This is a genomic window from Rhizobium grahamii CCGE 502, from assembly GCF_000298315.2.
Classification (GTDB): Bacteria; Pseudomonadota; Alphaproteobacteria; order Rhizobiales; family Rhizobiaceae; genus Rhizobium; species Rhizobium grahamii.
In genome coordinates this window covers 170,084-182,961 of sequence record NZ_AEYE02000008.1, presented here as the reverse complement: position 1 = coordinate 182,961, position 12,878 = coordinate 170,084, and the positions used below count along the sequence as shown (strand labels likewise).

The 12,878-nt window shown below is 59.9% G+C and carries 15 protein-coding genes; 10 read left to right on the top strand and 5 right to left on the bottom strand.

Features of this window, described 5'->3' with window-relative positions:
• Positions 1-867, bottom strand: coding sequence for a protein-L-isoaspartate O-methyltransferase family protein (locus RGCCGE502_RS06680; protein WP_051158667.1), 867 nt, complete (start codon positions 865-867; stop codon positions 1-3).
• A 105-nt stretch (positions 868-972) separates the two neighbouring features.
• Here RGCCGE502_RS06680 and rarD point away from each other — a divergent pair, with 105 nt between their 5' ends.
• Positions 973-1,887, top strand: a complete 915-nt coding sequence (gene rarD / locus RGCCGE502_RS06675; protein WP_016553409.1) for an EamA family transporter RarD — start codon at positions 973-975, stop codon at positions 1,885-1,887.
• Between the two features lie 78 nt (positions 1,888-1,965).
• Here rarD and RGCCGE502_RS06670 read toward each other — a convergent pair whose 3' ends face one another.
• Positions 1,966-2,592, bottom strand: a complete 627-nt coding sequence (locus tag RGCCGE502_RS06670; RefSeq protein ID WP_016553408.1) for an LOG family protein — start codon at positions 2,590-2,592, stop codon at positions 1,966-1,968.
• Positions 2,593-2,747: 155 nt separating this feature from the next.
• Between RGCCGE502_RS06670 and RGCCGE502_RS06665 the strand changes: the two genes are divergently transcribed.
• The 5 genes from RGCCGE502_RS06665 (at position 2,748) to RGCCGE502_RS37150 (ending at position 8,820) form a co-directional block, all read left to right on the top strand.
• Positions 2,748-4,745: an Ig-like domain-containing protein gene (locus tag RGCCGE502_RS06665; RefSeq protein WP_019279739.1), complete on the top strand. Its 1,998-nt coding sequence runs from the start codon at positions 2,748-2,750 to the stop codon at positions 4,743-4,745.
• Positions 4,746-4,949: 204 nt separating this feature from the next.
• Complete coding sequence (locus tag RGCCGE502_RS06660) at positions 4,950-6,827, top strand: ABCB family ABC transporter ATP-binding protein/permease (protein ID WP_016553406.1); 1,878 nt, start codon at positions 4,950-4,952, stop codon at positions 6,825-6,827.
• A 128-nt stretch (positions 6,828-6,955) separates the two neighbouring features.
• Positions 6,956-7,654: a phosphatidylserine decarboxylase gene (locus tag RGCCGE502_RS06655; protein ID WP_016553405.1), complete on the top strand. Its 699-nt coding sequence runs from the start codon at positions 6,956-6,958 to the stop codon at positions 7,652-7,654.
• Positions 7,655-7,671: 17 nt separating this feature from the next.
• Positions 7,672-8,520 (top strand): CDP-diacylglycerol--serine O-phosphatidyltransferase, encoded by an 849-nt coding sequence (gene pssA / locus RGCCGE502_RS06650; RefSeq protein WP_016553404.1) that lies wholly within the window; start codon positions 7,672-7,674, stop codon positions 8,518-8,520.
• Positions 8,521-8,679: 159 nt separating this feature from the next.
• Positions 8,680-8,820, top strand: coding sequence for a hypothetical protein (locus RGCCGE502_RS37150; protein ID WP_007531226.1), 141 nt, complete (start codon positions 8,680-8,682; stop codon positions 8,818-8,820).
• Positions 8,821-8,955: 135 nt separating this feature from the next.
• Here the strand turns inward: RGCCGE502_RS37150 and RGCCGE502_RS06645 are convergent, their stop codons facing one another.
• Genes RGCCGE502_RS06645 through RGCCGE502_RS06635 form a run of 3 tightly spaced genes read right to left on the bottom strand, consistent with a single transcriptional unit; the run spans position 8,956 to position 10,745 of the window.
• The gene (locus RGCCGE502_RS06645; RefSeq protein ID WP_016553403.1) at positions 8,956-9,579 is read right to left on the bottom strand and encodes a LysE/ArgO family amino acid transporter; all 624 of its coding nucleotides are present in this window, start codon (positions 9,577-9,579) and stop codon (positions 8,956-8,958) included.
• Between the two features lie 38 nt (positions 9,580-9,617).
• Positions 9,618-10,382: an SOS response-associated peptidase gene (locus RGCCGE502_RS06640; protein WP_016553402.1), complete on the bottom strand. Its 765-nt coding sequence runs from the start codon at positions 10,380-10,382 to the stop codon at positions 9,618-9,620.
• Positions 10,383-10,424: 42 nt separating this feature from the next.
• Positions 10,425-10,745 carry a YnfA family protein gene (locus RGCCGE502_RS06635; protein WP_016553401.1) on the bottom strand — a complete coding sequence of 107 codons (321 nt, stop codon included), beginning with the start codon at positions 10,743-10,745 and terminating at the stop codon, positions 10,425-10,427.
• Between the two features lie 88 nt (positions 10,746-10,833).
• On the opposite strand from RGCCGE502_RS06635, the gene RGCCGE502_RS06630 reads away from it, so the two are divergent.
• From RGCCGE502_RS06630 to RGCCGE502_RS06615, 4 genes are all read left to right on the top strand, one after another.
• Positions 10,834-11,253 (top strand): NUDIX domain-containing protein, encoded by a 420-nt coding sequence (locus RGCCGE502_RS06630; RefSeq protein ID WP_040674065.1) that lies wholly within the window; start codon positions 10,834-10,836, stop codon positions 11,251-11,253.
• A gap of 60 nt (positions 11,254-11,313) precedes the next feature.
• Positions 11,314-11,745, top strand: coding sequence for a TIGR02301 family protein (locus RGCCGE502_RS06625; RefSeq protein ID WP_040674101.1), 432 nt, complete (start codon positions 11,314-11,316; stop codon positions 11,743-11,745).
• A gap of 100 nt (positions 11,746-11,845) precedes the next feature.
• Positions 11,846-12,103, top strand: coding sequence for a hypothetical protein (locus tag RGCCGE502_RS06620; RefSeq protein WP_016553398.1), 258 nt, complete (start codon positions 11,846-11,848; stop codon positions 12,101-12,103).
• 17 nt (positions 12,104-12,120) lie between these two features.
• A complete protein-coding gene (locus RGCCGE502_RS06615; RefSeq protein ID WP_016553397.1) occupies positions 12,121-12,867 on the top strand; it encodes a hypothetical protein in 747 nt (248 codons plus the stop codon).
• The last annotated feature ends 11 nt before the right edge of the window (positions 12,868-12,878 follow it).

Sequence of the window (12,878 nt, the reverse complement as noted above, 5' to 3'; positions counted from 1 at the left end):
TCACGCACCGAAGACAAGGCCCCAATCGACTTCTGAATACCATTCCTTGCCCTGTCGCGGGCCCTTCCAGCGCAGAGCCCGAACCTGCTCCATGCCACCTTTGTAGAAGGCGGCTTCCAGCCGCCTGTAGCTAACGAACCCGCTCTTCACGGCTTCTCCCCAGACAAACGCAACCGGGCAGAGATACTCGGCTGCGTAACCATGTTCCTCACGCCGGAACAGGAAGAATCCGGCATAGGAAGCAAGCCCCGTCGGCCCTCTCGCGTCGACATCGGGAACACCGAGCGGCAGGATGAGCCGGCCACCGACACGCAACCGCTCCACCCAGGCGTCAACGAGAAAGTGGATGGCGAAATTCACGTAGACGGCGTCTGCGGGCTCGCGCGGCCATTCGAGCCCGTTGCCGTGGACGACGCGAACGTTCGGATAGGCGCGGAGGTTTTCTTCTGCCCGAACCGCCAGCTCGGCATCAAACTCCACGGCGGTCACATTGCCGCTACTGCCAACGAGCAGAGACAGGATCGCGGTATAGTAACCACTGCCAGCGCCCACGTGGCAAATCGTATCCCCCTCGCGGAGCGCCAGCTTGTGTATCCCCCGGGCGTGAAGGCTCGGGCTACCGTTGTTGATGTGCCGCTGATGCTGAAGCGCAAACAGTGCATCCTGATACACAGCTGCGGGATCGTCCGAGGCAATGTCGACATAACCGCCCCACCCCGCCATTTTCCACGGCGGCGGCCCAAGAAACCGCTCGCGCGGCACTGTCGCAAAGGCTCGCAGCAACGCCTCGTCACTGAGCACGCCTTCCTTCGAAAGCACCTGGGTGGCAAATGCCCTGCGGCTGTTCGCAAGAGCCTCGTCGTCCATGGTCCTCACCAGCGTGAAGGCCGGCATCCATTCACCGAAATGAATTGGCCTATTCACGTCCGTTAGGTTAAGCGGATCCGTAAAGAACAAATATGGAAACACTCGATGTCCGCCAATGCAAGCGCTCCAGTCGCCAAGAATGAAGACAGTCCACGCGGCTTCGCCTTTGCACTAACGGCCTATCTCCTCTGGGGTTTCCTGCCGATCTACATGAAGGCCGTGGCCCATATTTCTCCGGCCGAGGTCATCGCGCATCGCATTCTCTGGTCGCTTCCGCTCGCAGGCCTCGTGCTCATCGTGCTCGGCCGTACGCAGGACATCCGCACGGCCTTGCGGTCGCCGCGGATGCTGGCGATGGCGGCTCTGACCGCATCGCTGATCACCGTGAACTGGGGAACCTATGTCTGGGCGATCGGCACCGGCCATTCGCTCGACGCCGCACTCGGCTACTTCATCAATCCGCTGTTCAGCATCTTCCTCGGCGCCGTCGTGCTGAAGGAGCGGCTGCAACCACTACAGATCGCGGCCATTGTGCTCGCCGGTCTTGCGGTCGTTGTACTGGCGCTCGATAGCGGCGGTCTACCGTGGGTGTCGCTGACGCTGACGATCTCCTGGGGTCTATACGCACTGTTCCGCAAGACCTTGCCGCTCGGCCCGAACCAAGGCTTTTTTCTTGAAGTGCTGATCCTCAGCATTCCGGCATTCTTCTACATACTCTATCTCGAGCTTGGTACCGGCGAAGGGCACCTCTACCGCACGGGTCTGGCGGATACGGCGCTGTTGCTCGGCTGCGGTGTCGTCACTGCCGTGCCGCTCATGATCTACGCCAACGGCGCCAAGCTGTTGCGTCTATCGACGATTGGGATCATGCAGTACATCGCGCCGACGATGATCTTCCTCATCGCGATCTTCATTTTCCACGAGCCGCTCGGCACCGCGCGCATGATCGCCTTCCCGCTGATCTGGGCCGGCCTCGTCCTCTATAGCTGGGCGATGCTGCGCGGCAGCAGGGAGCGCTAAGGGCGGCGGAACGGGCGAGCGAACCAAAGCTCTAACGTCAGAATCGACGAGAATCTGGTCTCTCGCCCCGGTAGCGCCCTACATTTTTGAGATCACCGCATCTTCGCCGTCGCGATCGACAGAGGCGATCTCAGCAGCCTGCGCCATGATGCCGGGGATGATTTCCGAAATGTCGTCAATGACAAGCGGCTGAACGCGATGGGCGGTGTGAACGAAGCCTTCGTCCGTCATATGCCGCAACAGCTCCATCATCGGATCCCAGAAGCCGCCGACGTTGGCGAATACCATCGGCTTCTCATGACGGCCGAGCTGTGCCCATGTCATGATCTCGACGATCTCCTCCAGGGTGCCTATGCCGCCGGGCAGCGCCACGAATGCGTCCGAACGCTCGAACATCGCATGTTTGCGCGTATGCATGTCAGGGGTTACAATCAACTCATTGAGCTGGCCGAGGGAATGGCGCGTAGCCTCCATGTCGATCAGGAACTCGGGAATGATCCCGGTGACCTGACCCCCGTTCGAAAGCACGCCGCTCGCCACAGCCCCCATGATGCCTTTGGTGCCTCCGCCATAGATGAGGCGTAGGCCATACTCGGCGATTTCCTTACCCAGCGTACGGCCGGCGGCCATGTGGCGAGGATCGCTGCCCGGTCGCGAGCCGCAATAGACACAAATGGAGCGAATGTAATGAGATTGATCTGTCATACGGGCAAACAACTATTCTCTCTGGCTCCAGTCAAGAAAAATGACGGAAAACCTGTCTGTTACATTTGCCCGGCTACTTTGACTGCTTGTGCAAAGCAGCGGGAATCGCTAGCAATTTTAGGAAGTCCGGCAAGATTGCCGCCTGGGGAGACGTGATGATGAGAAACCGTGCCGGCTTGCTGGCTCTCGCAGTGCTTGTAGTCGCAATTCTTTTGATGGTATTTTTCGTCATGCCCCGCATCGGCGGAGACGCCGCGAAAGTTGGTGACGCAATCAATCAAGCCGGCTCCGAGGTGAAGAAGACGGTCAACGAATCGGCGAAGACATCCCGCCCTGCAGCTCCAGACGACGCCGCTACGACCCAAACGGTCGGGCGCCTTGCTTCGGAGGCGGGCCAAGCCATCTCGGAACTTAAGGCGCTCTTTGCCGACGGCAAGGGTCCGACTCAGGAAGTTTTCGAAGCGGCAAAATCGAAGGCGACCACCTCTCTCCAGACACTTGCAGACCTTGCGATCCCGGATGGCACGAATCCGGTCACGGCGGCTGCCGCCACCAAGGCCAAGAATGGCGCCGCCAAGGCTCTGACCATCATCAAGGCCTTGCCGGAAAACACTGCCGATGCGGTAATGGCGGTTGCAAAAGCTGAGGCGACGCTGACCGGCTCCGCGGAAACTGGCACGGCGGCGAGCCAGCCGTCGCCTGCGGCTACCCCAACCGAAAATGCGAGCAACCTTCCGACGTTCGACGTGCTACGCGTCGAGCCGGACGGTTCCACCGTCATTGCCGGCTCGGCCGAGCCAAACAGCAAGCTTGAAATCGTCGACGGCGACAAGGTCGTCACCACCACAAACGTCGGCCCGACCGGCGATTTTGCTGCGGTGCTGGACAATCCGCTTGCCGCCGGCGATCATCAACTCGTCCTCCGAGCCACCGGCAAAGACGGCAAAGCGTCGACATCTGAAGAGGTTGCCACCGTTTCCGTTCCGAAGGACGGCAAGAGCTCCGAACTGCTGGCGATGGTCTCCAAACCAGGAACTGCGAGCCGCATCATCACCGCACCCAAGCCAGACGCCCAGGTTGCCTCCAATGGCAATGTTGCGCCGTCGGATCAGCCTGCAGCTCCGGCCCAGACACCTGGTTCGCCAGATGTTGCGAATGCGCCAGCAGCTGCCGGTGCACAGCCCGGCCCTGCTGCGGCCGCTGATGTCATGGTCAACGCCGTCGAGATCGAAGGCGACAAGATCTTTGTCGCTGGCATGGCAAAGCCGTTGGCAAATGTGATTGCCTACGCGGACGACAAGATGATCGGCAAGGCAAAGGCCGGTCCAGATGGTCATTTCGTCGTCGATGGCGTCATGCCGCTTTCCGTCGGCGATCACAAGATTCGCGTCGACGTTCTCGATGACGCTGGCAAGGTCGCTGTTCGTGCCTCCGTCAATTTCAACCGTCCGGAAGGAAATCAGGTGACGGTTGCCGCGCAGGGCGCCGGCTCAACACCCGGAACCTCACCCGCGACGGTGCCACTCGATGAAAGCGCACTCGGAAAGCTGAAGAGCGACGCCTCCAAGGCCTTCTCTCTGTTGAACGGCTTGTTCGCCGACGGCAAGATACCGGGAGCGGAGCAGCTCGCCGCCGCCCGCTCCGCCAACGAGTTCGCCCTGCGCGCCATCACAGAATTCCGCCCCGCAGCCGATGCGACTGCCGACTTCAAACAACAAGCGTCCACCGCAGCACAAACTGCTGCAGGGGCACTGAAGACAGTGCAGGCCCTGCCGAAGGATGCGAAGTCGGTTGGCGCTGCGCTGGGCAAGCTTGGCGCCGATATCGCACAACTGACTGGCCCTGAGGAGGCACCTAGTACACCCGTTACGAACGAAGTCGCGAGCGGTCAGGGCGAGCCGACGACGATCGAGCAGGCGCCGCTTGCTCCGAGCAATGAGACGGTCATTATCCGCCGCGGCGATACCCTCTGGCAGATCTCTCGCCGTATCTACGGCGCCGGCGTCCGCTACACGACCATCTACGTCGCCAACGAGGACAAGATCCCCAACCCGGACCGTATTCTGCCGGGCCAGATCTTCGGCCTTCCCAAAGATGCCCTGCCGAACGCAGAAGAGCTTCACCGCAAGCGGATGCACGGCGAACATCTTTAAGGCGATCATACGATAAAAAGAGCGGCCGGACGGAGAACACGTCCGGCCGCTCTTTTCCTCTGGCGTCGATCTGTTGTATTGCTCCCGCCAACCCCTATATGGCGGTGACGACGATCATGTCCGGCGACGCCTTTTCGGCATTTCCGCCGCTCCCAAATTTGTCGGCAACGCAGCGCCATCAGCGCCTTTCGGCGGGAGATTCGCATGGCAAACGGCAAAACAGTCTCTGATTCCAACCTGCTGCGGACGCTGTTCAATCTCTGGCCCTACATGTGGCCGACCGGTCGTACCGATCTCAAGATGCGCGTCGTCTGGGCGTCGGTCTATTTGCTTGTCTCCAAATTCGTCCTGCTGCTCGTTCCCTATTTCTTCAAGTGGTCTACGGATGCGCTGAACGGCAGGATGGACCTGGCCGGAAAGGTGCCGGACCTTTTCGTCGGGGCGACGGCGTTGGTGATCGCCTACAACGTCACGCGCCTCCTTCAACTCGGCCTGAACCAGTTGCGCGATGCGCTATTTGCCAGCGTCGGACAACACGCCGTCCGGCAGTTGGCCTACAAGACTTTCGTGCACATGCACGAACTGTCACTGCGCTTTCACCTGGAACGAAAGACCGGTGGATTGTCGCGGGTCATCGAGCGGGGCACGAAAGGGATCGAGACCATCGTCCGCTTCACGATCCTCAACTCCGTTCCGACGCTGATCGAATTCCTGCTGACCGCCATCATCTTCTGGTGGGGCTATGGGTTTTCCTACCTCGCCGTCACCGCGTTCACAGTCTGGGCCTACATCTGGTTCACGATCCGCGCCAGCGACTGGCGCATCGCCATCCGCCGCACGATGAACGACAGTGACACCGACGCCAACACCAAGGCGATCGACTCGCTCCTCAACTTCGAGACGGTCAAGTACTTCGGCAACGAGGAGATGGAGGCCCGGCGCTTCGACAGGTCGATGGAGCGGTATGAGAAAGCGGCGACTGACGTCTGGACCTCGCTCGGCTGGCTGAACTTCGGCCAGGGCGTAATCTTCGGTCTGGGAACGACCGTCATGTTGATCCTGTCAGCCCTCGCGGTCCAACGCGGCGAACAGACAGTCGGCGATTTCGTCTTCGTTAACGCAATGTTGCTTCAGCTCTCCGTCCCGCTGAACTTCATTGGCTTCGTCTATCGCGAAATCCGCCAGGGGCTGACCGACATCGAGCAGATGTTCGATCTCCTTGAAGTCAAGGCCGAGGTGAAAGACGCACCCGACGCCGCCCCCCTGGATATCAAGCAAGGCGCCATCTCCTTCAAGGACGTGCATTTTTCCTACGACCCCGCCCGACCGATCCTCAAAGGCATTTCCTTCGAGGTGCCGGCCGGCAAGACTGTCGCAGTTGTCGGCCCGTCTGGGGCAGGCAAATCGACATTGTCGCGTCTGCTCTATCGTTTCTACGATATCCAGAGCGGTTCGGTCTCCGTTGACGGCCAGGATGTCAGGGCGGTGACGCAGAAGAGCTTGCGATCGGCGATCGGTATGGTTCCGCAGGATACCGTCCTTTTCAACGATACGGTTGCCTACAACATCCGCTACGGTCGCCCATCTGCCAGCGACGCAGACGTAAAAACTGCCGCCGAAATCGCGCAGATCGCGCACTTCATCGATCTGCTGCCGGAAGGCTTTGACACCAAGGTCGGCGAGCGCGGTCTGAAGCTGTCCGGCGGCGAAAAGCAGCGCGTCGCAATCGCGCGAACAGTCCTGAAGGCGCCACCGATTCTCATCCTCGACGAGGCCACGTCCGCCCTGGATACCACGACCGAGCGAGACATCCAGACCGCGCTCGATGTGGTATCGAAGAACCGCACGACGCTGGTCATCGCCCACCGCCTATCGACGGTCATCGGCGCCGACGAGATCATCGTTCTGAAGAGCGGCGAGATTGCTGAACGCGGCACCCACGCAGAACTCCTTCAAAAGAAGGGCCTATATGCCTCGATGTGGAATCGCCAACGTGAGGCCACGCAGGCCGAAGAGCACCTGAAGCAGGTCCGCGAGAATGACGATTTGGGTATCGTGAACAGGCTTGCGCCCGCGAACTAGCCTGGCAATTCGACTGCTTTACTGTTCAGAAGCACGTCATAGATGTGGGTCGAGGAGGTGCGGCATTGCCGAGGCCGCGGTTTCCTTGTAACCAGCGGTGAGAAAAGAACGCTAGGAGCGCGGTATAGATGAGCTTGTTCAATACGGTACGCAACACCATCGTCCCGGTGCACAAGGAAGGTTATCCCTTCATCGCCGCGTTCTTCGTCGCATCGCTGGTTTTGGGATGGATCTTCAAGCCGCTGTTCTGGATCGGTCTGATCCTGACACTCTGGTGTGCCTATTTCTTCCGCGACCCCGAGAGAATGACGCCTCAGGACGACGATCTCGTCATCTCCCCGGCTGATGGCAAGGTTTCATCCGTCCAGATGGTCGTACCGCCGGTCGAGCTGAACCTCGGCAGCGAGCCGATGCTGCGCATCTCGGTGTTCATGAACGTGTTCAACTGCCACGTGAACCGCTCACCGGTGCGTGGTCGGATCGTCAGCGTGAATTACCGGTCGGGCAGCTTCGTGAACGCTGAGCTCGACAAGGCGAGCGAAGACAACGAACGCAACGGTCTTGTCATCGAAACCAAGCATGGCCAGATCGGTGTCGTGCAGATTGCCGGCCTTGTTGCCCGACGCATCCTTTGCTGGGCAAACCCGAACGACCCGCTGGATGCCGGCGAACGGTTTGGCCTTATTCGCTTCGGTTCGCGTCTTGACGTATTCCTGCCGGCAGGCGCGGCGCCCCGGGTGACGCTCGGCCAGACAGCAATCGCCGGAGAAACCGTGCTGGCCGAATTCGGCTCGGCCAAGGGTCCGGTCGTCAGCCGTCGAAGCTAACAGCACTGGAGAGCGACATGGAAACGCCCTTCCCGCCTTTCGAACCGAACGGCCCTGCTGACGATTCGGGTCGCGGACCACGGCTTCGCGAAATTCCATTTCGGTTGATCATCCCGAATCTCATCACGATTCTCGCAATCTGTGCCGGCCTCACCGGCATCCGGCTCGCCTTCGAGAACAGGTACGAGCTGGCGGTCGGCATGGTGCTTCTCGCCGCGTTCCTCGACGGGATCGATGGGCGAGTAGCGCGCCTTATGAAGGCGACGTCGAAGTTCGGCGCGCAAATGGATTCGCTGGCTGATATCGTGAACTTCGGCGTCGCGCCGGCACTCGTTGTCTATGTCTTTGCGCTCGATCAGGCCCGTTCGATCGGCTGGATCGCCGCCCTGATCTATTCCATCGCCGCGGGCCTTCGTCTGGCTCGCTTCAACGTCATGGCCGAGCGTGAGAACAAGGCGTCGTGGCAGTCGGAGTATTTCGTGGGTGTGCCCGCGCCGGCCGGCGCGATGCTCGTGCTGTTGCCGGTTTATCTCGGATTCCTCGGCCTGACGACCGATCGTACCTTCGCCTATCTCTCTTCTGCCTATACCGTGCTGATCGCGTTCCTGCTCATCAGCCGCCTGCCTGTCTGGTCCGGCAAATCAGAAGGCAGCAGGCTGCGGCGCGATCTCGTGCTGCCGGTCATGCTTGGCGTCGTTCTATACGTCGCCCTGCTGTCGAGCTTCACCTGGGAAGTCATGGTCGTGACCGCGGTGCTTTACCTTTGCACGCTGCCGTTCGGCGCCCGCAAATGGAAGCGCAAATACGGCACGCTGACGATCGAGGAACCCGGCGTCGGCGAAGACGATATCGGACGCCACATCTGACATTTTCCCGCGCTCCTTGCGGAAGTAGGCCTGACTCAAGCCTCGCGAATTATGCATCGGATTCATAATTCCTGATGTGCGACGCCTCGATTTTGTCGCTATTGCAGGCAAAAGAGCAATAAATATAAGAGTCTAGGGACAGCACGTGAGGAGAGTATTGTGACCCCGAAGAAGACAAGCGTCGAACAGCCCGCAAAGTCGGACCTCAGCGCTAACTACCGTCCGCTAGGCCTGAAGGCCGTTCTGGCGGCTGCCCTGATGCTCAAGAGCAAGCCGCCGCTCGTCAAGAAGATCGCCTAGCGATCGAAGCCGCCATCGCGGCGGACGCTAACGACAGCCCAGAGCGGGCTTTTATTTCCGTCATCGAATTGAAAATCCAGCGCGCGTTTGATGACGCGCGACTGAGTTGTTGTTGCCTGCCCGCATCCCGAAAGCCTAGGCCGGGTGGAAGAAGCGGACGAGCAGACTGATTGCCAGCAATCCCATGACAACGCCGATGATGACGTCGAGAACCCGCCAAGCGGCTGGCCTTGCAAAGATCGGCTGCAACAGCCGAGCGCCGTAGCCCAAACCGAAAAACCAGATGAACGACGCGGTCGCGGCGCCGAGGCCAAAGGCGATGCGATCCACGCCGCTATAGGCGGCGGACAGGCTGCCGATCAGGACGACCATATCGAGGTAGACATGCGGGTTTAGAAAAGTGAAGGTCAGGCAAGTCGCGACGGCGGCCTTCAGACCCAGTGGTTTCGGAGAATCAGCCCGCATTGCGCTCGGGTGAAAGGCCCTGCGAAAAGCCACTACTGCATACGAACCCAGGAATATCGCACCCCCTATCGTCACCACTGAGAGCAGAGTTGGCGATTGAGCAACGAGGGTGCCTAGCCCGCCAACGCCGGCCGCAATCAGCGCCGCATCCGACAGGGCGCAGATGAGGCACAGGATGAAAACATGCGACCGCAGCAGACCCTGACGCAGAATGAATGCGTTCTGCGCACCGATTGCGATGATGAGCGAAGCACCAAGGAAGAAGCCGGCAAGCGCGGCCGAGAGGGAGATCATGGGATGTTCCGGAAAAATGATGCGGTGGGATTATCGGATTAGAAGAAGCTGAGCTGGCCGTCGTCCGGCTTTTTCTTTTCAGACGGCGACGGCGGCTTCTCGACGATCACCCTTTCCTGCAGATCAGCGCCCATATTGGTGACTTTGTTGACCTTGTCGGAAACGGGGATTGCCTCGAAAAAATCCTCCTCAACCGGCCTCATCAGGTCGGCAACGTCGCGCGGTTCTTGCGTCTTGCAATCCAACCAGCGGGAAAAGTCTTCGGGTTTGATGACGACAGGCATGCGATCATGGATCGGAGCGATCGCGGCATTCGCCGCAGTCGTCAGGATCGCCCCGGTATCGACCTCCGAACCGTCGGCGGAAGACCATGTCTCCATCAGGCCCGCGAAGGCAACAACACCACCGCGGCGCGGCTTGATCCAGTAGGCCTGGGACCTCTCGCCGCTCTCCTTGCTCGGGCGATGCCATTCATAAAAGCCGGAGGCAGGTACAAGGACGCGCCGATGGCGCATGGCGGCGCGAAACGACGCCTTGCCGATGGCTGTTTCGGCGCGGGCATTGATCAGCAGGGGAAACTGCTTCGGATCCTTCACCCAGCCGGGCGTAAAGCCCCAGCGCACGAGCACTGCGCGCCGCTCCGGAAGATTGCTGCCCTTTTCGCGAGTTTCATCCGAAACGACAACGAGGATGGGCTGGGTCGGGGCAATGTTGTAGCGCGCGGGAAAGTCATCGAGATCCATGATCCCGAGGATTTCCTTCAATTCTTCAGGGGATACCGTCAGCGCGTAGCGTCCACACATTGGACTGTCTTTGCACTCCGATCCGCTGCGGTCAAGGCTCGCTCAGCTGCGCGGCGCAAACAGGATCATGGCCGTGCCGCAGAGGCAGACAAGTGCACCACCGATGTCCCAGCGGTCGGGCACACGGTTCTCCACAATCCACAGCCAGATCAGCGAAGCCACTATATAGATCCCACCATAGGCGGCGAAGGTGCGGCCGGCGGCCTCGCTTGGCACGAAAGTAAGGAGCCACGCAAAGAGCGCCAGAGACATCATGCCCGGCGCCAGCCACCAGGCGGGTTTTGCCATCCGCAGCCATGCCCAAAAGGCAAAACAACCGGCAATCTCGAACACAGCGGCAGCGGCATAGATGATATAAGTCACGACAGCTCCTTCGAATCGCCGCGTTCAATATCCAGTGGAACGGCGGCGGCGCCAAGCACAGCCAAAATAGGATCGACGTATCATCCCCATGAGTTCCATTCCGAAGGCAGCATCCTCAGCTATCCTCCAGCGTGGAGATCGGTTCTTGCTCGTGCTCCGGCGCAATCCGCCGTCGGCCGACATGTATGCGTTCCCCGGCGGACGGGCTGAGCCGGGCGAAGCGCCCGAGGAAGCCGCCTTGCGCGAGCTCGAGGAGGAAACCGGCATAACAGCTCACAGCCCTCAGCTTTTCGCGACATACGATCTGAAGACACATGCCGCCGACGGCGCTGTCGTCAGCCACTTCTTTCTGTCGGTATTTCGCGTCGAGGCCGACGGGGCCACCATCGCAACCGCAGCCGACGATGCGGCTGCTATCGGCTGGTTCACCGTTGAGGAAATCCGCCGGCTGCCAGTGCCGCAAAGCGTGCTGGAATGTGCCGAACGGCTGGCATCCAGTGGTGAATAAGACAGTGGAAATTCTTGGCCGCGCCTTGTTCCCGTCACGGTCAGAGTATCAACTATGAGCATGATTCCCGTTCGACGCGTGTTCTTGTCTCTTGCACTATGCGCAAGCGCCGCCCTACCCGCTCCTGTATGGGCACAGGGTCAAACGCCGACAGTGTTGCCGGAGGAAAATGCGCCAAAAACGGTCACCGTTCCATACGACGACAAGCTTTCGCGGCTTGCCGAAGTATTGGGGTCGGTTCACTACCTGAGAACTCTCTGCAAGGCGGAAAACAGCGGCGAGTGGCGGGCGCGAATGCAGCAATTGCTTGATTCAGAGGCCAAGGACGAGCCGCAGCGCAAGGAACAACTCACTGCCGCGTTCAATCGCGGCTACCGTGCTTTTGCGTCCGTTTATACGGATTGCACGCAGGCAGCCATCGTGGCAGAAGAGCGATACCGTAACGAAGGTGCAACACTTGCCACAGAAATTACGTCACGGTTCGGAAATTAACGGTTAATTAACCTCTTTTCACTGGCGGCCGTGTCGTTTTGGGAAAAGGCTGATAAGGTTGTTAACTACGCAGTAAGGCATGCAGTTTGAGGAAATGACAATGGAACCAAGCCTCAATGACATCGACGACATGATCGTTCATGAGAAGACTCAGGCGGCCTTGGAGTACCATAACGAAGCCTGGGCCGACGGCATGGCAGACGGAATCGAACCCGAGATCATCGCCGATACAGCAATCATCCATGCGCTACGTGAAACGATTCGACTTCATGGCGAAAGCAGCGCGGAAGCGCTATTAGAATCCTTACGCGAGCGCATGCTCGCCGGCGAGTTTTCTCCGACCCGCACCCTGCAATAACGATCACAGAGAGTTTCATGCATTCCGCTAGGGACAATGCTTCGCGGCCCGCGATCGTGCCGCTTTTGCTTGCAATCGGCCTTAGCGCCAGCAGCTTTCTGACCGGGACGTCAGCCCTGGCACTTTCCGAGCTGCAAAAGACTCAAGGACAAACTGAACAGAGCGCTCCCGGGCAAGGCGGCGACAAGCCGGCGCCCTCTCCGACCGCGCCCGGCGTGCCGATGCCCGACCCGTTGGTCAACTCGCAGGCCGGCCAAGGCAACGACAAGACGCCCGGCGCCCAGGAAAACTCGAAGCCTGTCGAGGTCATCTACGATATCAGCAAGGTTCCCGAGCCTGTTCGCAAGATGCGGGAACAGATCGTCGAGGCTGCCGCTTCCGGCGATCTCGAGCGGCTGCGTCCCCTGCTCGGCACTGGTGCCACGCAGACTCAGGTAACGGTCGGCGAGCCGACGGACGACCCGATCAGCGCGCTCAAAGACCTGTCGGGTGATCCTGAAGGCGATGAGATCCTTGCGATCATGCTTGACGTCATCTCCACGGGGTTCGTCCACGTTGGTCAGGGTACGTCTGACGAGATGTACGTCTGGCCCTACTTCGCAGAAAAAGATCTGAAAGCTCTCACGCCTCCCGAGCGCGTCGAATTGCTGCGCATCGTCACGGCCGGTGACCTGTCCGATATGCAGGAGTTCGGGGGTTACAATTTCTATCGGCTGGGCATCACTCCCGACGGCAAGTGGAAGTATTTCACCGCCGGCGACTGAGACTTGCGATC